Origin of the sequence: uncultured Gilvimarinus sp., assembly GCF_963975215.1 — a bacterium.
Taxonomy (GTDB): domain Bacteria; phylum Pseudomonadota; class Gammaproteobacteria; order Pseudomonadales; family Cellvibrionaceae; genus Gilvimarinus.
Window position 1 is genome coordinate 298,935 of record NZ_CAXBFW010000001.1, and the last position, 22,693, is coordinate 321,627.

Annotated in this window: 17 protein-coding genes and 1 pseudogene; 13 read left to right on the forward strand and 5 right to left on the reverse strand. The window is 54.0% G+C overall.

Annotation, left to right across the window (positions count from 1 at the left end):
- Positions 1–254 precede the first annotated feature (254 nt).
- The 6 genes from AAC019_RS01210 to AAC019_RS01235 all read left to right on the forward strand — a co-directional run bounded on the left by AAC019_RS01210 (position 255) and on the right by AAC019_RS01235 (position 9,018).
- Complete coding sequence (locus tag AAC019_RS01210) at positions 255–1,922, forward strand: ribulokinase (protein WP_339896733.1); 1,668 nt, start codon at positions 255–257, stop codon at positions 1,920–1,922.
- A complete protein-coding gene (locus AAC019_RS01215; RefSeq protein ID WP_339896734.1) occupies positions 1,919–2,614 on the forward strand; it encodes an L-ribulose-5-phosphate 4-epimerase in 696 nt (231 codons plus the stop codon). Before AAC019_RS01210 ends, AAC019_RS01215 begins: the two co-directional genes overlap by 4 nt.
- A 26-nt stretch (positions 2,615–2,640) precedes the next feature.
- On the forward strand, positions 2,641–4,143 hold the full coding sequence (gene araA / locus AAC019_RS01220; RefSeq protein WP_339896735.1) for an L-arabinose isomerase: 1,503 nt from the start codon (positions 2,641–2,643) through the stop codon (positions 4,141–4,143).
- An 86-nt stretch (positions 4,144–4,229) separates the two neighbouring features.
- Positions 4,230–5,603: an MFS transporter gene (locus AAC019_RS01225; protein WP_339896736.1), complete on the forward strand. Its 1,374-nt coding sequence runs from the start codon at positions 4,230–4,232 to the stop codon at positions 5,601–5,603.
- A 15-nt stretch (positions 5,604–5,618) separates the two neighbouring features.
- Positions 5,619–6,566 (forward strand): glycoside hydrolase family 43 protein, encoded by a 948-nt coding sequence (locus AAC019_RS01230; protein WP_339896737.1) that lies wholly within the window; start codon positions 5,619–5,621, stop codon positions 6,564–6,566.
- 91 nt (positions 6,567–6,657) lie between these two features.
- The gene (locus AAC019_RS01235; protein ID WP_339896738.1) at positions 6,658–9,018 is read left to right on the forward strand and encodes a glycoside hydrolase family 127 protein; all 2,361 of its coding nucleotides are present in this window, start codon (positions 6,658–6,660) and stop codon (positions 9,016–9,018) included.
- Between the two features lie 79 nt (positions 9,019–9,097).
- Here AAC019_RS01235 and AAC019_RS01240 read toward each other — a convergent pair whose 3' ends face one another.
- Positions 9,098–9,547 (reverse strand): MarR family transcriptional regulator, encoded by a 450-nt coding sequence (locus AAC019_RS01240; protein ID WP_339896739.1) that lies wholly within the window; start codon positions 9,545–9,547, stop codon positions 9,098–9,100.
- A gap of 83 nt (positions 9,548–9,630) precedes the next feature.
- Between AAC019_RS01240 and AAC019_RS01245 the strand changes: the two genes are divergently transcribed.
- Positions 9,631–10,404 carry a siderophore-interacting protein gene (locus AAC019_RS01245; RefSeq protein WP_339896740.1) on the forward strand — a complete coding sequence of 258 codons (774 nt, stop codon included), beginning with the start codon at positions 9,631–9,633 and terminating at the stop codon, positions 10,402–10,404.
- A 118-nt stretch (positions 10,405–10,522) separates the two neighbouring features.
- Here AAC019_RS01245 and AAC019_RS01250 read toward each other — a convergent pair.
- A pseudogene (locus AAC019_RS01250) lies at positions 10,523–11,482 on the reverse strand (glycoside hydrolase family 11 protein); the annotation flags it as partial.
- 523 nt (positions 11,483–12,005) lie between these two features.
- A complete protein-coding gene (locus AAC019_RS01255; RefSeq protein ID WP_339896863.1) occupies positions 12,006–14,117 on the reverse strand; it encodes a glycoside hydrolase family 11 protein in 2,112 nt (703 codons plus the stop codon).
- 431 nt (positions 14,118–14,548) lie between these two features.
- On the opposite strand from AAC019_RS01255, the gene AAC019_RS01260 reads away from it, so the two are divergent.
- From AAC019_RS01260 to AAC019_RS01270, 3 genes are all read left to right on the forward strand, one after another.
- The gene (locus AAC019_RS01260; RefSeq protein WP_339896741.1) at positions 14,549–14,800 is read left to right on the forward strand and encodes a DUF1244 domain-containing protein; all 252 of its coding nucleotides are present in this window, start codon (positions 14,549–14,551) and stop codon (positions 14,798–14,800) included.
- 88 nt (positions 14,801–14,888) lie between these two features.
- Entirely contained in the window at positions 14,889–16,049 is a 1,161-nt protein-coding gene (pelA, locus tag AAC019_RS01265) for a pectate lyase (RefSeq protein WP_339896742.1), read from the forward strand.
- 152 nt (positions 16,050–16,201) lie between these two features.
- Complete coding sequence (locus AAC019_RS01270; RefSeq protein WP_339896743.1) at positions 16,202–16,933, forward strand: MauE/DoxX family redox-associated membrane protein; 732 nt, start codon at positions 16,202–16,204, stop codon at positions 16,931–16,933.
- Between the two features lie 31 nt (positions 16,934–16,964).
- Here AAC019_RS01270 and AAC019_RS01275 read toward each other — a convergent pair whose 3' ends face one another.
- The gene (locus AAC019_RS01275) at positions 16,965–17,249 is read right to left on the reverse strand and encodes a hypothetical protein (RefSeq protein ID WP_339896744.1); all 285 of its coding nucleotides are present in this window, start codon (positions 17,247–17,249) and stop codon (positions 16,965–16,967) included.
- A gap of 133 nt (positions 17,250–17,382) precedes the next feature.
- The gene (locus AAC019_RS01280) at positions 17,383–18,426 is read right to left on the reverse strand and encodes an arabinan endo-1,5-alpha-L-arabinosidase (RefSeq protein ID WP_339896745.1); all 1,044 of its coding nucleotides are present in this window, start codon (positions 18,424–18,426) and stop codon (positions 17,383–17,385) included.
- Between the two features lie 165 nt (positions 18,427–18,591).
- On the opposite strand from AAC019_RS01280, the gene AAC019_RS01285 reads away from it, so the two are divergent.
- The 3 genes from AAC019_RS01285 to AAC019_RS01295 are packed head-to-tail and all read left to right on the forward strand — an operon-like array spanning position 18,592 to position 22,674.
- Entirely contained in the window at positions 18,592–19,596 is a 1,005-nt protein-coding gene (locus AAC019_RS01285; RefSeq protein WP_339896746.1) for a family 43 glycosylhydrolase, read from the forward strand.
- A gap of 37 nt (positions 19,597–19,633) precedes the next feature.
- Positions 19,634–20,704, forward strand: a complete 1,071-nt coding sequence (locus AAC019_RS01290) for an aldose epimerase family protein (protein ID WP_339896747.1) — start codon at positions 19,634–19,636, stop codon at positions 20,702–20,704.
- Positions 20,705–20,757: 53 nt separating this feature from the next.
- A complete protein-coding gene (locus AAC019_RS01295) occupies positions 20,758–22,674 on the forward strand; it encodes a glycoside hydrolase family 97 catalytic domain-containing protein (protein ID WP_339896748.1) in 1,917 nt (638 codons plus the stop codon).
- The last annotated feature ends 19 nt before the right edge of the window (positions 22,675–22,693 follow it).

Below are 22,693 nucleotides of genomic sequence, written 5' to 3' on the forward strand. Positions count from 1 at the left end.
TTGCTGTAAACGAACTATGTCAGCGCTGTCTTTTTTATTGTAATATAAAACTATGAACCGATCGGCGGGGGCTGGCGTACTCTTTCTGTGGTAGGTAGCCTAAGCATTGGATAAGGCGGCGTGCTTTGTGGCGGTTGCCAGCGATTCCCGGTGAGGTAGGGGAAAAGTGTTTGACAAGCGCGCCGGCGGTTAGGATAATATTATAATACAAAATAAAGATGCGCTCGAAATCCGTGCGCTTGGGATGATGTCTTATGAATTCTTATGCCTTGGGCCTGGATTACGGCTCAGATTCAGTTAGAGCACTGTTGGTAGATACCGTCACCGGTGCAGAGGTGGCCTCGCATGTTGTTCATTACCCCCGCTGGGCCAAGGGTCTTTACTGCGAGCCGGCAGCGGATCAGTTTCGTCAGCACCCGCTCGACTACCTGGAGAGCCTGGAGCAGGTGTTGGACGGGCTTTGGCAGCAGGCTCCGCAAGGCGCCGCGCAGTCGGTGGTGGGGCTGAGTTTTGATACTACCGGCTCGACCCCGATTGCGGTTGATGCCGAGGGTACCGCGCTGGCGCTTAAGCCGGAGTTTGCCGAAAACCCCAACGCCATGTTTGTGCTGTGGAAGGATCACACCGCTGTGCGCGAGGCGGCCGAGTTTACCGCTGCCGCCGGGCAAGCGCCCGAGAACTACCTTAAATACGAGGGCGGTATTTACTCGTCCGAGTGGTACTGGTCTAAGGCGCTGCACGTTATGCGCGTGGACAAAGCCGTGGCCGAGGCCGCTTATATGTGGGTTGAGCACTGCGACTGGATGTCGGCCATGTTAACCGGCACGACTCATCCGGACGTATTCCGCATGGGGCGCTGCGCAGCGGGCCACAAGGTGATGTGGCACGAAAGCTGGGGCGGGTACCCACCTAACGAGTTTTTTACCGGAGTTGACCCGCTGTTGGATGGCTTTAGCCAGCGCCTGCCCGCCGAGACTTTTTGCTCTGACGAGCGTGTGGGCGGCTTAACCGCCGAGTGGGCTGAGCGTTTAGGCCTGCCCGAGGGCATCGCTGTCGGCTTTAGCGCCTTCGACTGTCATATGGGCGCGGTTGCCGCCAATGTGCAGCCGGGTGTTTTGACTAAAATTATGGGTACGTCTACCTGCGATATCACCATCGCCAGCCACGAGGCGATTGGCGATAACTGCGTGCGCGGTATTTGCGGTCAGGTTGATGGTTCGGTGATTCCCGGCATGGTTGGCCTGGAGGCGGGGCAATCGGCGTTTGGCGATTTGTACGCCTGGTTTAAGCGCTTGGTTAACGGCCCGGCGATTCAGGTTATTGAGCAGTCCGAGCACTTAGATGCCGCTACCCGCGAGCGCCTGCTGGCCGAGCTCGAAGATAAAAGTTTGATTGCCATGAGCGCGGCGGCGGCCAAACTGGAGCCGGGCAAAAGTGGCGTTACCGCACTCGATTGGGTTAATGGTCGCCGTACCCCCGATGCCGATCAAACCGTGTCGGGCGCCATTACCGGGTTAAAAATGGGTAGCACCAGCGCCGAAGTATTCCGTGCACTGGTTGAGGCAACCGCCTTTGGTGCGCGCGCTATTATCGAGCGCTTTCGTGCCGAGGGCGTTGCAGTAGATAGCGTTGTGGCGATTGGCGGCATCTCGAAAAAGTCTGACTTTGTGATGCAAACCTGTGCTGACGTGTGGAACTGCCCGATTGATGTGCTGGAAAGTGAGCAAAGCTGTGCGCTCGGTGCCGCGATTTTTGCCGCCACCGTCGGTGGTGCTCACCCGAATGTGGCCAGCGCGCAAAAGGCGATGGGCTCCAGCGTCACTCAAACCTATCAACCCAACGCGCAAGCGGCGGCTATTTTTGATGAGCTGTACCAACAGTATCAGGCGCTGGGTCACTATGTGGAGGCAGGCAAATCGTGAGTAAGTATCTCGAGCTAAAACGTCAGGCCTTTGAGGCCAATATGGAGCTAAACGCTCGCGGCCTGGTGGTGTACACCTGGGGCAACGTGTCGCAAATCGATCGCGCCGAGGGCGTGATCGCGATCAAACCCAGCGGTGTCTCTTATGCCGATATGAAAGTCGATGACATTGTGGTGGTCGATTTGGAAAACAACGTGGTCGAAGGGGCTATGCGGCCGTCATCGGATACCCGCACCCACACCCACTTGTATCGCCACTTTGACAGCATCGGTGGGGTTACGCACACCCACTCGACCTACGCCACAGCGTGGGCACAGGCGCAGGAGTCGATTCCCTGTCTGGGCACGACTCACGCTGATTACGCCTACGGCTCGATTCCTTGCACGGCGGTTATGACCGACGCGCAAATCGAGCGCGACTACGAAGAAGAAACCGGTGTGCAAATTACCGACTGCTACAAAGATCGCAACCCGGTTGAGTCACCGATGGTGATTATCGCCGGGCACGCGCCTTTTACCTGGGGCAAAGATGCCGCCCAGTCGGTTGCCCATGCCGTTATTCTGGAAGAAATTGCCAAAATGGCCTATTTAACCCGCACGTTAAAACAAGACGTGCAGCCTTTAAAACAAGGCATTATCGACAAACATTATTTACGCAAACACGGTAAAAATGCTTACTACGGCCAGAACTGAGCCGGCCCTAATAAAGTGAGGTAGTTATGAAAGTTTTTGGTGAAAAGAAAGTATGGTTTGTGACCGGCTCGCAGCACTTGTACGGCCCGGCACTGTTAAAAGAAGTGGCCGATAACAGCGCTAAAATTGCCGCCGGTCTTACCGCGTCTGAGAATGTCTCGGCGGAGATTGAATCGAAAGGCGTGGTGACCACTCCGGAAGAGATTCTGGATATTTGTCAGGCCGCTAACAGCGATAAAGATTGCGTTGGCTTGATTTTGTGGATGCACACCTTCTCGCCCGCCAAAATGTGGATTGGCGGTCTGTCGGCGCTGAATAAGCCCTACATGCACCTGCATACCCAGTTTGGCGCCGAGTTGCCCTGGGACAAAATCGACATGCACTACATGAACCTGAACCAAAGTGCGCACGGTGACCGCGAGTTTGGTTACATAGGTACCCGCTTGCGCCAGGAGCGCAAAGTTGTGGTGGGCCACTGGGAGCGCGAAACTGTTCAGGTGCAAATCGACAACTGGGTGCGTGCCGCCATGGGCTGGAACGAAGCGCAAAATCTGCGTGTTGCTCGCTTTGGCGACAACATGCGTCAGGTGGCGGTTACCGAAGGCGATAAAGTATCGGCGCAAATCCAGTTTGGCTATGAAGTTCACGCCTATGGCCTGGGTGACTTGGCCAAAGATTGCGACGCTGTGAGTGACGAGGATATTGCCGCACAGCTGGAGTTGTATAAGGCCGATTACAACATCGCCGCTGAAGTGTTTGACGACGCCCACCAGCTGGAAATGCTGCAAAACGAAGCTCGCCTAGAGTTAGGCATGGAGCGCTTTTTGGAAAAACGCGGTTGTAAGGCGTTTACCAACTGCTTTGAAAACCTGACCGGCTTGTCTGGTTTACCAGGCTTGGCGACTCAGCGCTTAATGAGCAAAGGCTACGGCTACGGCGGTGAAGGCGACTGGAAAACCGCCGCTATGGGGCGCATTGTTAAGGTGATGAGCAAAGGCCGCAAAGGCGGTACGTCTTTTATGGAAGATTACACCTATCACTTTGGAGCCAAAGACCAGGTGCTGGGCGCGCACATGCTGGAAATCTGCCCGTCTATTGCCGGTGATAAACCAGAAGTTGTTGTGGCGCCGCACACCATTGGTATTAAGAAGGACATCGCGCGGCTATTGTTTACCGGCGCGACTGGCCCGGCACTGAATATCTCGACTATCGATATGGGCACTCGTTTCCGTATTATCGTCAACGAAGTGGACACCGTATCGCCGCCGGCCGATTTACCAAACCTGCCAGTGGCCAAAGCGCTGTGGGAGCCTAAGCCCAGCTTGGAAGTGGCCGGTGCCGCCTGGATCCACGCCGGTGGTGCTCACCATAGCGTCTACACTCAGGGCATCACTACCGATCAAGTGGTGGACTTTGCCGAGATGGCGGGTGTAGAAATGGTCGTTATTGATGAAGACACTAATGTTCGCGAGTTCAAACAGGAGCTACGCCATAACGCGGTGTTCTATCATTTAAGCCAGGGGATCTAAGCCTGCGCTATCGATAAAGGGCGCTGCGGCGCCCTTTGTTTTGTCTGCCCCTGTTGGGGAAAAAATAACAAGAGTCAGTGACAACCATGAAGACAGAAAAGTTATCCGTATTGGAGAAAGTAGGCTTTGGTGCCGGCGATATGTCCGTGAATGTGATGATCGCGGCCATGTTCTACTTTATGCAGTATTTTTATACGGACATTTTTGGCCTTAAGCCTGCCCACGTGGGCACCTTGTTTCTGGCGGCACGTTTTATCGATGCCTTAAGCGACCCGCTAATGGGGATGCTAACCGACAAAGTAAAAAGCCGCTGGGGTCGCTTTCGCCAGTACTTTTTATACCTATCGATACCCTACGGCTTTGCCGTCTTTTTGCTGTTTACCACGCCGGACTTAAGCTACAACGGCAAGCTGGTGTGGGCGTATTTAACCTATTTGTTTGCCACCTTAATGTTTACCGGTGTGGCGATTCCCTATATCTCTTACATCGGCGTGCTAACCAGCGACCCGCAAGAGCGGCTGTCGGCTAACGGCTACCGGATGTTTTTTGCCAAAATTGCCAACGTTATTATTGTCGCCTCGGTGCCGGCGCTGGCCTCTATGTGGGGCGATGGCAGCCCCGCCAAAGGCTATCAGTTGGCGATGGGCTTTATGTCGTTTGTCGGGGTAGGGCTGCTGCTGTTTTGTTTTGCCACAACCCGCGAGCGGGTAGAGCATGAGGTGGATAAAAAATCGTTCCGCGAGCAAGTTAAGTTGCTGGCAAAAAATGATCAGTGGTTGGTATTGGCCGCCAGTTGTATTCTCGGCACCCTGGGTTATGCCATGCGTGGCAGCGTGGCCTTTTATTACACCATTTACTATCTGGGTGGCTCCGAGTCTATGGCGGCGATGTTTACCAGCGCCGGTATTGCCGCCTCTATTGCCTCGATGGTCGCCTCTACCTGGATTACCAAGCGCTACTGTAAAGTTCAGCTGTTTCGCTGGTCGCAAATATTGGTGGGTGTACTCAGTGCGCTGATGTTTTTTGCCGTATCGCCGGGCGATATTGCGCTGGCGTTTGTGCTTTATGTGATCTTGTCGTTTGTGGTGGATTTACACGCACCAATCTTCTGGTCGGCCATCGCCGAGGCGGTTGACTATGGCCAGGCAAAAACCGGCAAGCGTGTGTCTGGTTTGGCCTTTGGTGGTATTTCATTTTGCCAAAAAGCCGGTGCCGGCCTTGCGGGTTTTATCACCGGGTTGCTGCTGACGTTTTTTGGTTATCAAGCGGGCGAGCAACAGAGCGAATTTGCGCTTACCGGTATTGCCCTGATGCTGACTATTATCCCCGGTTTATTCCACGCCTTTTTGGGCTTTGTGATGTTTAAGTACAAAATCACCGATCGCTTTTACAACGAGATGAAAGCCCGTGGTGAGATTGCGACTGAAGCACCGGAATACACTGTTGAAGAGTTAACCTAACATTCGGAGAGAACCGTGACTGTATTAAAACCGTTAATCGAACAGCGGGCCGACCCGCATATTTACAAGCACACTGATGGCTATTATTACTTTACCGCCAGCGTGCCCGCCTACGATGGCGTCGAGCTGCGCCGCGCGCAAACCATCGCCGAGCTGGCCACTGCCGAGACGGTTATGGTGTGGCGCAAGCCCGATACCGGCCCTTACAGCGATTTAATTTGGGCGCCGGAGATTCATTTTAATCAGGGAGCCTGGTACGTGTACTTCGCCGCAGCGCCCTCACGCGAGATCAAACACGATTTGTTCCAGCACCGGATGTACGCCATCTCGTGCAAAGACGACAACCCGGTGGCTGGCGAGTGGACTTTTGAAGGCCAGGTAGATTCGGGTATCGATACCTTTTGCCTGGACGCTACCACCTTTACTCACAACGACGTACTTTATTACGTGTGGGCGCAAAAAGAAGAGGGCATTCGCGGTAACTCGAACCTCTATATCGCCCCTATGAAAACGCCGACCGAGATAGAAGGCGAGCCGGTGCGCTTGACCATCCCCGAGTACGACTGGGAAACCATCGGCTTTTGGGTAAACGAAGGCCCATCAATTGTTAAGCATGGCGGTAAGATTTTTATGACTTACTCCGCCAGTGCCACAGACGAAAACTATGCCATGGGTTTGCTGTGGGCCGATGAAAACGCCGACCTATTGGATCCTGCCAGCTGGCACAAATCCAAAGAGCCGGTGCTGCGCTCGAGCCCTGAGTACAATATTTTTGGCCCCGGCCACAACAGCTTTACCAAAGCCGAAGACGGTGTGACTGACTTACTGGTTTATCACGCCCGCACCTACACCGAGATCGAAGGCGACCCTCTGTGGGACCCTAACCGTCACACTTTTGTTAAAAAGCTTAAGTGGGGTGAGGATGGTATGCCGATCTTTGGTGATGCGGCTCTCGACGATTAATTTAATGTGGTTAATACAACTTTAGGCTCGCTTTGCGGGCCTTTTTTTGAACTGTTTCTCCGCTGTTTACTGTTTGTTAGGTACTAAAACTATGATAAAAAAAATAGCCATTAGCGCCGCCATTGCGCTAGCCAGTGTCAGTGCCCAGGCCGTCGATTATTTTGCTTTGGATCAGGTGCGCATTACCGATGGGCCCTTTGCCCATGCGCAACATAAAAACCTAGAGTATGTCATGACGATGTCGCCGGACCGGTTGTTGGCGCCTTATTTGCGCGAAGCCGGACTAACCCCCAAAACAGCCAGCTATGAGAACTGGGAAAACACCGGGCTAGATGGGCACATCGGCGGGCACTATGTAACCTCTCTGAGTCTTGCTTATGCCGCTACCGGCCGCACGGATGTTAAGGCGCGGTTGCAGTATGTGTTGGACGAGCTCGAGCGCGCGCAAAAAGCCAACGGCAATGGCTATTTAGGGGGTGTGCCCGGCAGCGATAAACTGTGGCAGCAGATCGCCAAAGGGGATATCCGGGCCGACTTATTTGCCTTAAATGACTCTTGGGTGCCCTGGTATAACCTGCATAAAATATTTGCCGGGCTGCGCGATGCGTACCTGTATACCGGTAGTGAGCAAGCCAAACGCATGATGATTAAGTGGGCCGACTGGGTAGATGCTTTAGTGGCCGATTTATCGGACGAGCAGATCGAGCAGATGCTAACTACCGAATACGGCGGTATGAACGAAACCTTTGCCGATGTTTATCAGATTACTGGCGATAAAAAATACCTAACCCTTGCTAAGCAGTTCTCGCACAAAAAAGTGCTTAGCCCGTTACAGCACGAGCGTGATGAGCTCACCGGTTTGCACGCCAATACGCAAATTCCCAAAATTGTCGGCTTTGAGCGTGTCGCGCAAGAGAGCGGCGATGACGCTTGGCATGAAGCGGCCGAATACTTTTGGGATACCGTGGTTAACGAGCGCAGTGTGGCGATCGGCGGTAACAGCGTGCGCGAGCACTTTCACGATAAAAACGACTTTGGCACCATGATCGAAGAGATCGAGGGGCCCGAGACCTGCAACACTTACAACATGCTAAAACTGACGAAGTTGTTGTATGGCCGCGATACCTCGCTCGATTATGTTAGCTACTACGAGCGCGCACTCTACAATCACATACTGTCATCGCAGCACCCGGATACCGGCGGCTTGGTTTATTTTACCCCCATGCGACCTAACCATTACCGTATGTACTCGCAAACGCATCAGGGTATGTGGTGTTGTGTGGGCTCGGGTATCGAAAACCACTTTAAATATGGCGAATTTGTTTACGCTTACGAAGACGACGACCTGTTGGTTAACTTGTATATCCCCTCGACCCTCAACTGGGAAGAGCAAGGCGTCGTGTTAACCCAGAGCACGGGGTTTCCTGACAGCTCCAGCACTCGCCTGACGTTTGAGTCTGCCGGTGATGTTACCTTAAAGCTGCGCTATCCGAGCTGGGCGGTGGGTGATGCCGAGCTAAGCGTTAATGGTAAATCGGTAGCGGTTAACACCTCAGCGGGGCACTACATTACGCTCGATCACGATTGGCAGCAAGGTGATGTGGTCGAGCTTAAACTGCCCATGCAAACGCACCTCGAAGCCTTGCCCGATGGCTCAGATTATTTTGCGGTTATGTATGGGCCCATCGTGTTGTCGGCCAAAACCTCACCCTTTAAAGATGAGGTTTTAAACTACTTTAGCGATGCCAGCCGCATGGGGCACATTGCCAGCGGTGAGCGCTGCCCCATTGAGCAAGCGCCGATGCTGGTGGCCAATAACACCGACTTTGCCGATCAAATTGAGCGAGTCTCAGACGAGGAGTTGCGCTTTAAGGCCTCGGGTGTGATTCAGCCCGAATCCTATAAAAACCTGGAGTTAATTCCGTTTTTTCGGGTGCATGAATCGCGCTATATGCTCTACTGGCCCTACAGTACCCCGCAAAATATCAATGCGCTTCGCGAGCAGCGCGCCCTTGATGAGGCCACACAGTTGGCGCTGGAAAAAGTCACCGTGGATAAAGTCGCCCCCGGTGAGCAACAGCCTGAGTCAGACCACTTTTTTAAAGGAAGCGAGAGCGAAGCGGGGGTTAACTTTGGCCGTCACTGGCGCCACGCGCGCGATTGGTTTAGCTACCAGTTAAACGACCCTGAGGGTGAGGCTAAAATATTGCGCATTACCTATTTTGGCGGTGACGCCGGGCGCAACTTTAGCATTGAATTTAATGGCGAAACATTAGCCGAGGTTGAGCTCACCGTAGAGCAGGGCGCTGAGTTTTACACAGTCGATTACCCGATCTCTGAGGCACTTTTGCAGCGGGGTAAAGAGGGTAAGCACGAGTTAAAATTTGTCGCAGGTAGGGGCTCTGTGGCCGGTGGCATTTACGGGGTACGGTTACTGAAGGCAACACCTTAATCGTGTTTTTTATAGTAGCCAAATACGTATTGCTGGCAATATAAACCCGGCGCCAGTAAGAGGGCGGTGGTTCGCCTTGTTATTGGCGCCGGGTTGCCGCAGGCTTTAAATTGCCCAGCATTTTTTGCCCGATGGCAATAAAAGCCTCGCGCTCTTGCGGCGATAACCCCTGCACGTATTGAGCTTCTACTTCTTGCTCGGCCGAGCGAATTTTTTTTAGCAGCGCCCTGCCGTCAGTGGTCAGTAACAGTATCTGACTGCGGCCATCGTTGGGGTTTGGGCGTCGTTCAATCAGCTGTTGATCTTCCAGGTCCTTCACAATGCGTGTGATTTGCGCTTTGTCCCGCCCGCTAACCGCGCATAAGTGATTGGCGGTGCATTGCTGTGGCTGGGCCTGTATCAGCAGTAGGGCGCGCACATGCATGCCTCCGAGCTTAACCCCAAACTCCTGCACAGCGCGTTTGCATTGCACTTTAATGTGAAAGGCGAGCTGCCACAGGGTGTCGTGTATGTTAGGTGATGCGCTCATGGTTATATGGTTGACTTTGTCAACTAAAAAGAATAAGGTTGATATTGTCTACTATATGGCGATGCGCCACAAGAGGTATTGTTATGGCCCGACCTGCTCCGCGATTATTGCGTGTTGTCCGAGCACACTTAGTTACGCCGCATATGCGCCGTATTGTTTTGACCGGCGATGACTTGGGGGACTTTCCCGAAGGCCATGAGAGCGCCAACTTTAAACTACTGCTACCGCCGGCCGATGGCAGCCCGTTAAACCTTGAAACCATTCGGGATGGGCAGGGGCCGCGTCCTATTGTGCGCACTTATACTTTGCGGCATTACGATGCTGTGAATCAGGAGGTTACGGTGGATTTTATGATGCACCGTAAGCATGGCCCGGCGTCCGGTTGGGCCGCACAAGCCAGCGCGGGCGATGCAGTCGGTTTCGCCGGCCCCGGTCAACCTAAGTTTGTGGACTTTACCGCCGATTGGTTCTTTTTTGCCGGTGATATGTCGGCGTTGCCGGCTATTAGCGCCAATATCGAACGCCTACCCAGCGATGCCAAAGGCCACGCCGTGCTGGAAGTGCTGAGTGAGGAGGATTGCCAGACACTGGCGTTCCCCAAAGGGTTAACGGTTACCTGGGTGATTAACCCAACCCCCGAGCAGGTGAGTGACCGATTGCTTGATGCCGTAAAACGCCAGCCTTGGTTGCAAGGCCAGCCATCGGTGTGGGTGGCGGGCGAAAGTACTGCCACACGAGCGCTGCGCCATTATTTTAAGCACGACCGGGAGGTAGACAAACACAATATGTACGCCAGCGGCTACTGGCAAGTCGGTATGACCGAGGATGTTCATCAGGTTGAAAAGCGTAAAGAGTAGCGCCGTGGAATAAAAGAGCGGGTTTTATAAAGGCGCGTGAAGGCGATATTGACTCTAGAAGCGCAACCAGAGACGAGTTGCCCGCCCCTGGTTGCACAGCGTTTAAAACGCTTGTTTAGTTACAGTTTCCGCTAAAGCAATCGTCGGTATGACCAAAGCCAATCACGCCGCTGCAGTGCATGGTCTCGGAATAAGAGCCGCCGCCGCATTCGCCGTTGGCATAAGTAGCGGTGTTGTACTCCATGTCTTCCGCCTGACGATTTTCACCGTTGACGGTGACGTAATCTAAAATTACGTCGCGGCCAGAGGTGTCGTTGTCGTACTCAACATTTACGTCGCCGTTGGCGCCACCGTTGTAGGTGTAGCTTTGGTTGCTGGTGCTTAGTGTCCAGTCAGCCACGGTTACACCGCCCACGCGCAGGTTAATATGCTCGCTGCCACTCACGCCACGAGCGCGCACGGTGATGGCGCCGCCATTATTGCCGCCGTTGCCGCCACCGGTACTGCCAAGGGTAATGTTAGAGTTACCGCTGCTTTGGTAGCCTTCGGTCGCCATGACCATGTAGTCGTGGTTGCCGAGGTTTAAACCGTGGCTGGCCCAGGCATCAAAGTGATTGCCGGTGGTAATGGTGCCGCCGGTGCGTTTTTGCTGGCGCACGCTCCAGTATTGATAGAAGGTGGCGGTGCCCTGAATCGAGGGCTGGTTAACCCGCTGGGTGCGGTAGATATCATAGGTGCCACCGTCGGTATTAACGGTACCGTAATAGTTGCCGCTCTCGCCCGGGCGATAGCTGCCCCAGTTATCAACGATGTAATATTCAACCAGTGGGCTGGTGGTCCAGCCGTACAGCGTTAGGTAGCCGTTACCCGAGGGGTTAAAGGTACCCGAGTAACTTACGGTACGGCGCCCGCCCGGGTTCCAGCCTTTACCGCCCACCCAGTTGCCGGTGTTGCTCCACTGCGATGTGTAATTGCCGCCGGAGCCCAGCGTCATGGATACGGTGCCCGGGGCATCGGTCCAAAACGAGTAGTAGTAACCGTTGTGAGTACCGGTCTGGTTAGAGGTTAGGGTTTGCGCGTCGGTTGCGGTCATACACAGCGCGGCGGCTGCACCGATAAACGCGGTTAAGCCTTTTTTTGCGTGCACTTTTGTAGCTCTCATTATTGTCATAGTGATTCTCCAGTGTCGCCTCTCAGCCAATACCGCCTATAGAGGTGGAGGCTGGTTCAAGGTTGCCTGATATGGGCGATCAGGCGCTTTTACGTGGCCACTTAACCCAAATGTTTATTGTTAAAAAGAGTTAAGTGGTTCGGACTATACGAACCTAAATTATTACTGTCAATATGACTATAAGCATCTGGTCAAAAACACTATAAGATGCTGATGCGATATAGCAATGTGCGATATCGATAGCGTTAACGCAGGGCTAACAATATCGCTGACGATAGGCCCCTATAGTTAGCTTGGCAGTAGCGTCACAAGATTCATTAAGCGAGAATCCGTAGCCTGCCGCTACCGCCGGAGCCCCCGTGCCGGTGTAAGTTTTTACGCCAACACGGGGCCTTACTGAAGGCCGGATAAATCCCCCGGCCCAAACCCGTTAGGGCGCTACGGCTTGCCCGCTGTTGGGGTCAATCCGCCCGGGGCACAGCCCTTTGGCACTGAGGCTGCTGGCGATTTGCGCAATGGCGTTATTGGTGTTGCTGTAGCCATCGTGCATTAAAATCACCTGACCGTTTTGCAGCTGGTTGGCGGCATTCACAATCGCACTGGTGCTGGCGTTGTTCCAGTCCTGTGAGTCCACATCCCAGGTGATTACACGCATACCAAGGTTTTGTGCGGCCTGTTGGATAGTCGAGTTAACCTCACCGTATGGCGGCCGGTAGAGCGTTGGCGCGGGAGCACCGGCATTTTGAATGGCCTGGTTGGCCTGACTTAGCTCATTGACCACTTGCTGATAGCTGTAGCTGGTCATGTGGGGATGGGTGTAGCTGTGATTTTGTACCTCGCCCACGTTTTGCATTTGCGCTACCAGCGATGGGTTGTTGCTGGCGCGCTGCCCCCAGACAAACCAGGTAACCGGCGTGAGGTTATTTTGCTGCAGTAAGTTGATGAGGGTGCCGGTGTTGCTGCCGGGGCCATCGTCAAAGGTGATGCCAACGTAACCGCTGCAAGAGGAGCCGTTATTGCCACCGCTGTCACCGTCGCCACTGCAGTTGCCGCTAAAACAATCGTCGGTATGACCAAAGCCGATAACACCGCTGCAGTGCATGGTCTCTGAGTAGGAGCCACCACCGCACTCGCCGTTGGCATAAGTAGCGGTGTTGTACTCCATGTCTTCCGCCTGCCGGGTTTCGCCGTTGACGGATACGTAATCGAGGATCACGTCGCGGCCGCTGGCGTCATTGTCGTACTGCACATCAACATCGCCCGAGGCGCTGCCGAGGTAGGTGTAACTTTGGTCGTTGCTGCTTAAGGTCCAATCCGCGACCACGGTGCCGCCCACGATTAGGTTAATGTGCTCGTCGCCATTGACCCCGCGGGCACGTACCACAATACCTCCACCGCTGTTGCCGCCAGAATCACTGCCGCCCGAGTCACCTGAGTTGTTGCCGCCCGTGCTGCCTCCGGAGTTGCCGCCGCCGGAGCAGCTGCCGCTAAAGCAGTCGTCGGTATTGCCAAAGCCAATCACGCCGCTGCAGTGCATGGTTTCGGAGTAGGAGCCACCACCGCACTCGCCATTGCCGTAGGTGGCGGTGTTGTACTCCATGTCTTCGGCTTGTCGGGTTTCTCCGTTGACGTAGACCGAATCGAGGGTGACATCGCGGCCCGAAGCGTCGTTGTCGTACTCGATTTGTACATCACCTGCCGCGTTGCCACTGTAGGTGTAATCCTGAGCACTGGTGCTTAGGGTCCAATCAGCCACTGGGTTGCCGCCAATCAGTAGGTTGATGTGCTCCTGCCCGCTGGCGCCCTGCGCCCGTACTACGATGTCGGTACTGCTCGGGCCGCTGTTGCCGCCGGTGTCGCCGCCGCCATTATGGCCGCCACTGCTGCCCAGCGTGATATTCGAGCTGCCGCTGCTTTGATAGCCCTCGGTCGCCATGACCATGTAATCGTGGTTGCCGAGGTTTAAACCGTGGCTGGCCCAGGCGTCAAAGTGATTGCCGGTGGTAATGGTACCGCCGGTGCGCTTTTGCTGGCGCACGCTCCAGTATTGATAGAAGGTGGCGGTGCCCTGAATCGAGGGCTGGTTAACCCGCTGGGTGCGGTAGATATCATAGGTGCCACCGTCGGTATTAACGGTACCGTAATAGTTGCCGCTCTCGCCCGGGCGATAGCTGCCCCAGTTATCAACGATGTAATATTCAACCAGTGGGCTGGTGGTCCAGCCGTACAGCGTTAGGTAGCCGTTACCCGAGGGGTTAAAGGTACCCGAGTAACTTACGGTACGGCGCCCGCCCGGGTTCCAGCCTTTACCGCCCACCCAGTTGCCGGTGTTGCTCCACTGCGACGTGTAATTACCGCCGGCGCCCATGGTCATCGAGACAGTCCCGGGGGCATCCGTCCAAAAAGAGTAGTAGTAACCGTTGTGGGTGCCGGTTTCATTTGAGGTTAACGTTTGCGCTTGTGCCGTTGGTAGGCATAGTGCAGTGGCTGCAAAAGTCAGTGCCGTTAAGGTTTTACGGGTGTGCTGTATTGTGGCTCTCATTATTGTCATGGTGTTTCTCCATGTTTTTCTCTACCAATACCGCCTTTAGAGGTGGAGGGTTAGTAGGGCAACTGAGCGTCGTGTTCGGTTGCAACTTGTGTGGCGCAATTCGCCGGGTTTTTGTTAATAAAGGTTAAGCCCAACGGAATATAGGAATCCAAAGTTATTGTGTCAATGTGACTATAAGCTTTTGGTCAAATTAACCATATGACATCGCTGTCAATGGTGGTTATGTCACATTTACCGCTGTTGCAAAGGCCGGGTGTGCGCCTGCCAACTTTTTTCTTACACCGTTAAATCGCCAGTGTGCGCAGTGGGCACTGCAGCGTTAAAATGCTGGACGGTTACACATCGGGCCCGTTATCGTGGCTCTTTTAAAGATACTTGGCGCCACTACTGGCGGTACTGACACTGATAATTGGTTGGATTTTATGGACCCCCAAACGCAAACAGACATTGAGGCGGCGGCGTTTCGCCGTTTACTCGAGCACCTTGATAACCGAAAAGATGTACAGAACATCGATTTAATGGACTTAGCCGGCTTTTGCCGCAACTGTTTAAGCCGTTGGTACCAAGAGGCAGCCGAACAGCGTGGCGTCGCAATGGATAAAGAAGCCGCCCGCGAGGTGGTGTACAAAATGCCTTACGATGAATGGAAGGAAAAACACCAAACGCCGCGTTAAACGTTTTACGGTACAACGCCGGCGTTGTTTTGCGGCAAGTTAAAAAGCAGGCTAATGCGGGTTAATAATACGGAGGCAACACTAAATCGTGAGACTTTTTTCTTTTGCCGCGCTGCTTTTGACGGTGATCGCGCCCCCGGTACTGGCAGCACCCTGCGTGTCAGAAGCCTCCGACGTGCCGGGCAGTAACGCTATTTCGCTGGCGGGCTTTTCTGATGCCATGCATCACTGGTACAACCGCACGGATCAGTTCGATGCTCCGCTTTATGATATTGCCGACACCGTCGCCATTGCCGATAATATTTTGCTCTATCAGCGCGACAGTGGCGGCTGGCCGGAAAACAAACATCCCCAGCGCGTATTAACGCCGGCAGAAATTGCCACTATTACGGCCAATAAGGCGCAAGCCGACGCCAGTTTTGATAACCGCAACATCTACCCGCAAATTACTTACCTTATGTGCGCTTATGAGCAAACAGGTAACGAGCATTATCGTAGCGCTGCGCTAAAAGGTTTAAGGTTTACGTTGGATGTTCAGTACGCCAACGGCGGTTGGCCTCACTCCCCCGGCCGCGCCGATCGCCCCTATGGTGATTACATAACCTTTGCCGATGAGGTCATGCCGGGTGTGCTGGGTTTTTTGCGGCGCGTGGCCGATGCGCAGCCGCCCTTTAGCGATATTCCGGCGCTCTTGCGTCAGCAAGCCGCGGCCGCTGTGGCAAAGGGGGATGCGTTGGTGCTTGACTTGCAGGTGGTGACACAGGGTAAGCGATCCATTTGGGCGGGGCAGTATCATCCACAAACACTGGCGCCGATGGCGGCGCGCTCCTATGAGCTGCCGGCACTGCAAACCTGGGAGAGCGTTGCCGTGGTGGAGTATTTAATGTCGATTCCCAACCCCACGCCCGAGATGATAGCGGCCGTCGATAGTGCGGTGGCTTGGTTTACCGCTCGGCGTATCCCGGGTGTACGCATTGAGGAGTTTGCCATTGACCCCGTTCGGTTTACGTACCACACCGCACGCGTCGACCGAAAGCTGGTGGTAGACGCAACAGCGCCGGGCTTATGGGCGCGGTTTTACGATTTAAAAACCAGTGAGCCATTTTTTACTAATCGCGATGGCACGCGAGTCGAGGCGCTGGCCGATGTGGCGCTCGAGCGGCGCAGTGGTTATGACTGGTACGGCACCTGGCCGGAGGAGCTTGTCCGTGAGGCTTACCCACAATGGCGTTCGACACTCACGGAATAACACGCTTATTTGTAACAATGACAATACCATTGTGGGTATCGCAACAAACGCTGCCAGTTTGTCGTTTATGTCTTGCCGTATAGGCGCCAGGAGGCTGGTTTAAATTTTGCTTTTACTTCTACTTTAGGTTTGTAGGGTAGAAGGAGTCTGGCATGAAACCAACGGCAACGCTTTATCGCATGGTTACCCCCGAGCATATTTGCCCTTTTGGGCTAAAGTCGCGCGCGCTACTTAGGCGCAAAGGCTTTAAGCTGGAGGATCATAAGCTCAGCTCCCGTGAGCAAACCGATGCCTTTAAAAAAGAGCATAACGTCGATACCACGCCACAAACGTTTATCGGCGGTGAGCGCATCGGTGGTTACGATGAGCTGCGAAGCTACTTTGGTTTACCGCAAGAAGGCAGCGAGGGCACCAGCTACACTCCGGTAATCGCCATTTTTGCGAGCTGTTTTTTACTGGCGTTAGCAGCGGTATGGGCCAGCGGTATCAGTTTGGTCTCGCCCCGTACCTTAGAGGTTTTTGTCGCGCTGAGTATGACCGTATTGGCGATTCAAAAGCTGCAGGATCTAACCGCGTTTTCCAATCAGTTTATTACTTACGATTTACTCTCGATGCGGTTTGTGCGTTACGCCTATGTGTACCCCTTTGCCGAGGCCTATGCGGGTATTGCTATGTTGGCCGGGCTTAGTGCGTGGCTGGTGTCGCCGGTAGCGCTGGTGATTGGCTCGCTGGGTGCGGTGTCGGTGATTAAAGCCGTCTACATCGATAAGCGCGAACTTAAATGTGCCTGCGTGGGCGGTAACAGCAATGTACCGCTGGGCTTTATTTCGCTGACTGAAAATCTGTTTATGGTCGGTGCCGCGATTTGGATGTGGGTTAAGTGAAGCGGGGTTGTTCACCCCGCTTAGGTTGCCCCTACTGGGCCTGCGTATTCTCGGCGGTGCGGCGGGTGTTGTCTTCCACGGCTACGCAAAAGGCGATAAAAGCCGACAAAAAATACAGGCTTAATGCCAAGGAGGTAAACAGTACGATGTTTACGTATGGGGGGATAATATTAAAGTCTGCGCCAAGGGCTAGCAGAAAAAAGACGATGCCCACTACGCCTAAAATGACACTGAGATAAAGCAATGCTCTTGCAATCCACAGCAGTGCCGTAAAGCGTTGGGTGGTGATGGTGCGATAGGGTAAAAACTTTCTCATACTAGCTCCTGTTATTTAATTAGGTCCTTTAGCTTTATCGATAATAACAAAAAAGGGGGCTAAGCCCCCCAAAAATGACAACACAGTCACGCAAAAAATTTTACGCAGTCACACGTCGTGTTACGGGCCTTTTTTAATCGGCAACAATTTCACTGGTGTAGCTGTCCAGTCCGGCCGGGTCTAGCTCGGGCCAGCCGTCGTTCCACTCAATGGGTAATATCTTCAGTTTTTGCAAACCGTTATCGGCCGCTTCATAGGCGTGAAAGACCAGGTAGTCTTTGCCCTCAAAAGTGTAGGCACTGTTGTGCCCAAGGCCTGGCCATTCTTTATTGCCTTTTAAAATCACAGTAGCGCCGCCCTGGGCGAGATCGCGGCCGTCTTTATCCAGATAGGGGCCGGTGACGGATTCACTGCGGCCCACGGCAATATGATAAGTGCTGTCGGCGCCGCGGCAGCATTTACCCAGCGAGATAAACTGGTAGTAGTACTCGCCGTGCTTAAAGATAAAGGGTGCTTCCAGCTCCACCGGGCCGGCCTCGTGGGCGGGAACGCCGGCTGGGCGAGTGCCGGCGGCAATGCTGTACCACTGCTCGGGCTCGGCTGGAGCAGACCAGTCATCGTTAAGCTTAAACAGTTTGTGCCCGCTCCAGAAAGAGCCAAAGGCCATCCAGCCATTGCCGTCTTCGTCCTCAATGACCGCCGGGTCAATCGCGTTCCAGTTGTCGCGGTTGGGTACCGATTGAATCACGATGCCCTGATCCTCCCAGCCGTAATCGGGGGAGTTTGGGTCGAGTGTCTCGGTGATGGTTAAGCCAATGGCTGAGGTGTTTTTGCCAAAAGCGGATACCGAGTAGTACAGCAGGTACTTACCGTCTTTTTCCACGACATCGGGGGCCCACAGGTGGCCGCCAAACTCGGGTGCGACGTCTTTAGCCCAGCTGGGCTCAGTCTCAAAAGCGCGGCCCTGATGCTGCCAGTGCACGCGGTCGTCCGAGCGGTAAATAGTAATGCCGGGGCCGGTACTAAACAGGTAGTAATGGCCGTCTTCTTCGGCCATTACCGGGTCGTGAATGCTTACTTCCTGACCGATCCGGTTAACGTCGGGCTTGGCGCTGGTGCAGCTGGCGGCCAGCAGAGTGCTAAAAATCAGGCCGGTGGTAAGTGTCGTTTTATTCATCAGATACTCTTATATTTTATGGCTGTTTACGCTTCTTGATAGTGTGTGGCTCTGCCTGTGGGTAATTAAGCTTCCATGCGCTTGTACCAATTATTGTATTATAATAGTATTCAAATGCAAGCGGATCTACCGCCTCCCAATAATAGTTGCTAACAAGGGGTTTCCATGGCTGTTAAGTTGCCAATACTGTTTTTACTTGGTCTGTTAAGTTGCGTCGGTATCGCCCAGGCGGCCGGGCCCAGCTACCAAAATCCCATTGTTGAGCAGCGCGCCGACCCCTGGATTCATCGTCACAGCGATGGCTATTACTATTTTATCGGTACTGTCCCCGAGTTTAACCGTTTGGTGCTGCGCCGCGCTAAAACCATCAACCAATTGTCCAGTGCCAAAGAGCACACGATTTGGCAGCCAACGGACAGCAGTACCATTGGCATTAATATCTGGGCGCCCGAGCTACACTATATTGATAACCAGTGGGTGATCTACTTTGCCGGGGCCCCCGTGGATGAGCCCTGGTTTATTCGGATGCACGCGCTTACCGCCGAGGGTGATAACCCCATCGCGGCCGACTGGAGCAAGCCCATCCGCATGCACATGAGCTGGGATGACTTCTCTCTGGACGCCACCAGCTTTGCGCATAACGGCAAACGTTATTTAGTGTGGGCGCAAAAAGACCGCGAGAAAAAGTACAACTCGGCTATTTATATGGCCGAGCTCGAAACCCCGGTAAAAATTAAAGAGCCGGTGATTATGCTTACCGAGCCCAACTTAGACTGGGAAGTGGTGGGTTATAAAGTCAACGAAGGCTCGGCGTTTATTAAAAAGCACGGCCGTATTTTTATGACGTATTCGGCCAGCGCCACAGATCATAACTACGCCATGGGCTTGCTGTGGGCCGACGCCGATGCCGACCTGATGGATCCGGCATCCTGGCAGAAATCGCCCGAGCCCGTGTTTTACTCCAACGAGTCACTAAAACGCTTTGGGCCAGGGCACAACAGCTTTACGGTGGCCGAAGATGGCGTCACCGACGTTTTGATTTATCACGCCCGCGATTATCGCGACTTAAAAGGCACCCCGCTGACGGATCCCAACCGCGATGCCCGCGCCCGGGTGCTGGAGTGGGATGATCAGGGGATGCCCCTATTTAACCAAGAAAAAGCCGACTAGCTCGCTAAGCATACGATAACGGAGAACTCCTCGCGCCATGACTGAGACGTTTAACATTACCCAATCACCCTTTGGCACATTACAGGATGGCCGCGCGGTCGAGCTGTATACCCTGCAAAACAATCGCGGCATGAGCGTGGGGATTATTACCTTTGGCGGCATTATTACCTCGCTGGTGTGCCCGGACCGTGACGGACGCTGTGAGGACGTCGTACTGGGTTTTGATTTTCTGGCTCCTTACGAAACCGACTCGCCGTATTTTGGCGCCCTGATCGGCCGGGTGGGTAACCGATTAGCCCGTGGGCGTTTTGAGCTGGATGGTCAATCCTACCAGCTGGCCTGCAATGAGAATAATGTGAGCCATCTGCACGGTGGTGAGTGTGGTTTTGACAAAGTGTTGTGGCAGGCCGAGTCGCGCATTACCGATGATGCTGCGGAACTTGTGTTGCGCTATTTGAGTGTCGATGGCGATCAGGGTTATCCAGGCAACCTCAGTGTTGAGGTGGTCTACCGTTTGACCGAGGACAACCGCTTGTTTGCCGAGTATCACGCCACAACCGATGCGCCGACACCGGTTAACCTGACGCAGCACAGCTATTTTAATTTGGCCGGTAAGGGTGACGTACTGAATCACGAGCTTACCCTTAACGCCAAAGCCTATACCCCGGTTAATGAGCAGCTGATCCCGACCGGAGAGATTGCCTCCGTAGCCGGTACCCCGTTTGATTTTCGTCAGGCAAAAAGCGTAGGCGCCGAGATAACACACGACGATGCGCAGTTAACCCTCGCCGGTGGGTACGATCACAACTTTGCGATTGATCAGGCCGCTGCCGGTGAGCTAACTCGCGCGGCACGGGTTTACGAGCCGAGCAGTGGCCGGGTGATGACACTGCACACCACAGAGCCCGGGGTGCAATTTTACTCTGGCAACTTTTTGGATGGCAGCTTGACGGGTAAAGGCCGGGCGTTTGCTCATCGCAGTGGCCTGTGCCTGGAACCACAACATTTTCCCGACGCGCCCAATCAGCCAAATTTTGCTGATATTACGGTGCGTCCGGGGCAAGAGTACCGCTCAACATTATGTTTTAGCTTTACAACCGATACATAACTTTAGGCAGCGTCGCGCGTAGTGTTTAGTGGCGCCTAACGGAAGGAACTATAATGAAAACTTGGATAATAGTGACCTTGAGTATTTTACTCGGCGCCTGTGGTGGTCAATCTAATTACACACTGACAAGCCCCGACGGCGATCTGGTATTAACCCTCACCCAAACCTCTGACGGCGCGGCTGTCTACGAGGTTAGTTTGCGCGGCCAGCCGGTATTGCAGCCATCGCCACTGGGCATAACCTTAAACAGTGCAGAATTTACCCGCGAGCTTACGGTCAGCGCCGTTGGCGAGCCGTCGCTGGTTAAAGAGCACTACACCATGGCGCAGGGCAAACAACGCGCTATTGATTACCAGGCGCAAGAGCAACGCTTTGCCGTTAGCAATGCCGATGGCCAGTCACTGCAGGTGGTGTTTCGGGTGTCTAATGATGGCGTCGCGCTGCAATACAGCTTTGCCGGTGAGCAAACCACGCAAGTCAGCATGATCGACGAGTTAACTGGCTTTGCCATGCCCGAGGGCACAAAGGCCTGGCTGCAGCCGGTCGCGCTGGCGCAAACCGGATACAAAAACACCAACCCCTCTTATGAAGAGCACTACCAGATGGGTATTGATGCCGGAACCGCTAGCCCAACCGAGGCGGGTTGGGTGTTTCCCGCACTGTTTAAAACACCGTCTGCCTGGGTGCTGATTACCGAGGCGGGTATGGATGGCCGTTTTCACGGTTCGCGGTTGCGCCAGCACAGTGACGAAGGCGTTTACCGCATTGGCCAACCCATGCAGCCGGAGGTGACCACCGGCGGCGCGCGATTGGCGAATGCCCCGGGCGAGCTTCACTCTCCGTGGCGCATTATCACGGTGGGTGATTTGGCCACCGTAACGGAATCCACACTAGGTACCGACCTTGCCGATGCCGCTGTACAGGACATGAGCTGGGTTGAACCCGGTATTGCCTCCTGGAGTTGGGCGCTGTTAAAAGACGACTCTGTTAACTTTGCCACCAGCAAAGAATTTGTCGATTACGCGGCCGACATGGGTTGGCAGTACACGCTTATTGACGCCGATTGGGATCAAAAAATTGGTTGGGAAAAACTGGCCGAGCTAGTGGACTACGCCGCTGAAAAGGGCGTTGGGATTTTAGTTTGGTACAACTCTTCGGGCGCCTGGAACGAAACAATCTACACGCCTAAAAGCGCACTGTTAACGCAGGCCGATCGCGAGCGAGAGTTTTCTCGCTTAGCCAAAGTCGGTGTTAAGGGCGTAAAGATAGACTTCTTTCCCGGTGATGGTCAGTCAGTGATGGCCTACTACCTGGGGCTGGCCCGCGATGCGGCAAAACATCAACTGCTGCTCAACTATCACGGTTCATCACTGCCGCGGGGGTTGCATCGCACGTATCCTAATTTGATGACGATGGAGTCGGTGCACGGCTTCGAGATGATCACCTTTATGCAAAACTCGGCGGATCTGGCGGCCTCGCATATGGCGATGTTGCCGTTTACCCGCAACGTATTCGACCCGATGGATTTTACCCCCACTACGTTTGATGAAATTCCCAATATCGAGCGCCGCACCAGCAACGGGTTTGAGTTAGCGCTGCCGGTACTGTTTACCAGTGGTATTCAACATATTGCCGAAACGCCGGCGGGTATGGCCAAAGTGCCCGACTATGTTAAAGCCTATATGAGCGACATTCCTGTCCTATGGGATGAAACCCGTTTGCTCAGTGGTATGCCTGGCGAGCACGCGGTAATTGCCCGTCGCCGTGGTACTGATTGGTTTATTGCCGGCATTAACGGCACTGATACAGAGCAATCCCTGACGCTTGATCTATCGTTTATAACGGCGAGCAAAGGCCAGCTAATAACGGACGGTGAAACCAACCGATCGTTTACTAAGCGGCAGGTGGCCGGCGGTAAAACACTTGATATTACTTTGCGCCCGCGCGGTGGTTTTGTCCTAAATTTTTAATAATGAGGTAAAAGGTAGC

Coding starts and splice junctions, on each gene's coding strand:
- AAC019_RS01210 (WP_339896733.1), top strand. CDS start 255: ATGAATTCTTATGCCTTGGGCCTGGATTACGGCTCAGATTCAGTTAGA.
- araA (WP_339896735.1), top strand. CDS start 2,641: ATGAAAGTTTTTGGTGAAAAGAAAGTATGGTTTGTGACCGGCTCGCAG.
- AAC019_RS01225 (WP_339896736.1), top strand. CDS start 4,230: ATGAAGACAGAAAAGTTATCCGTATTGGAGAAAGTAGGCTTTGGTGCC.
- AAC019_RS01235 (WP_339896738.1), top strand. CDS start 6,658: ATGATAAAAAAAATAGCCATTAGCGCCGCCATTGCGCTAGCCAGTGTC.
- AAC019_RS01240 (WP_339896739.1), bottom strand. CDS start 9,547: ATGAGCGCATCACCTAACATACACGACACCCTGTGGCAGCTCGCCTTT.
- AAC019_RS01245 (WP_339896740.1), top strand. CDS start 9,631: ATGGCCCGACCTGCTCCGCGATTATTGCGTGTTGTCCGAGCACACTTA.
- AAC019_RS01255 (WP_339896863.1), bottom strand. CDS start 14,117: ATGAGAGCCACAATACAGCACACCCGTAAAACCTTAACGGCACTGACT.
- AAC019_RS01260 (WP_339896741.1), top strand. CDS start 14,549: ATGGACCCCCAAACGCAAACAGACATTGAGGCGGCGGCGTTTCGCCGT.
- AAC019_RS01270 (WP_339896743.1), top strand. CDS start 16,202: ATGAAACCAACGGCAACGCTTTATCGCATGGTTACCCCCGAGCATATT.
- AAC019_RS01275 (WP_339896744.1), bottom strand. CDS start 17,249: ATGAGAAAGTTTTTACCCTATCGCACCATCACCACCCAACGCTTTACG.
- AAC019_RS01280 (WP_339896745.1), bottom strand. CDS start 18,426: ATGAATAAAACGACACTTACCACCGGCCTGATTTTTAGCACTCTGCTG.
- AAC019_RS01285 (WP_339896746.1), top strand. CDS start 18,592: ATGGCTGTTAAGTTGCCAATACTGTTTTTACTTGGTCTGTTAAGTTGC.
- AAC019_RS01290 (WP_339896747.1), top strand. CDS start 19,634: ATGACTGAGACGTTTAACATTACCCAATCACCCTTTGGCACATTACAG.
- AAC019_RS01295 (WP_339896748.1), top strand. CDS start 20,758: ATGAAAACTTGGATAATAGTGACCTTGAGTATTTTACTCGGCGCCTGT.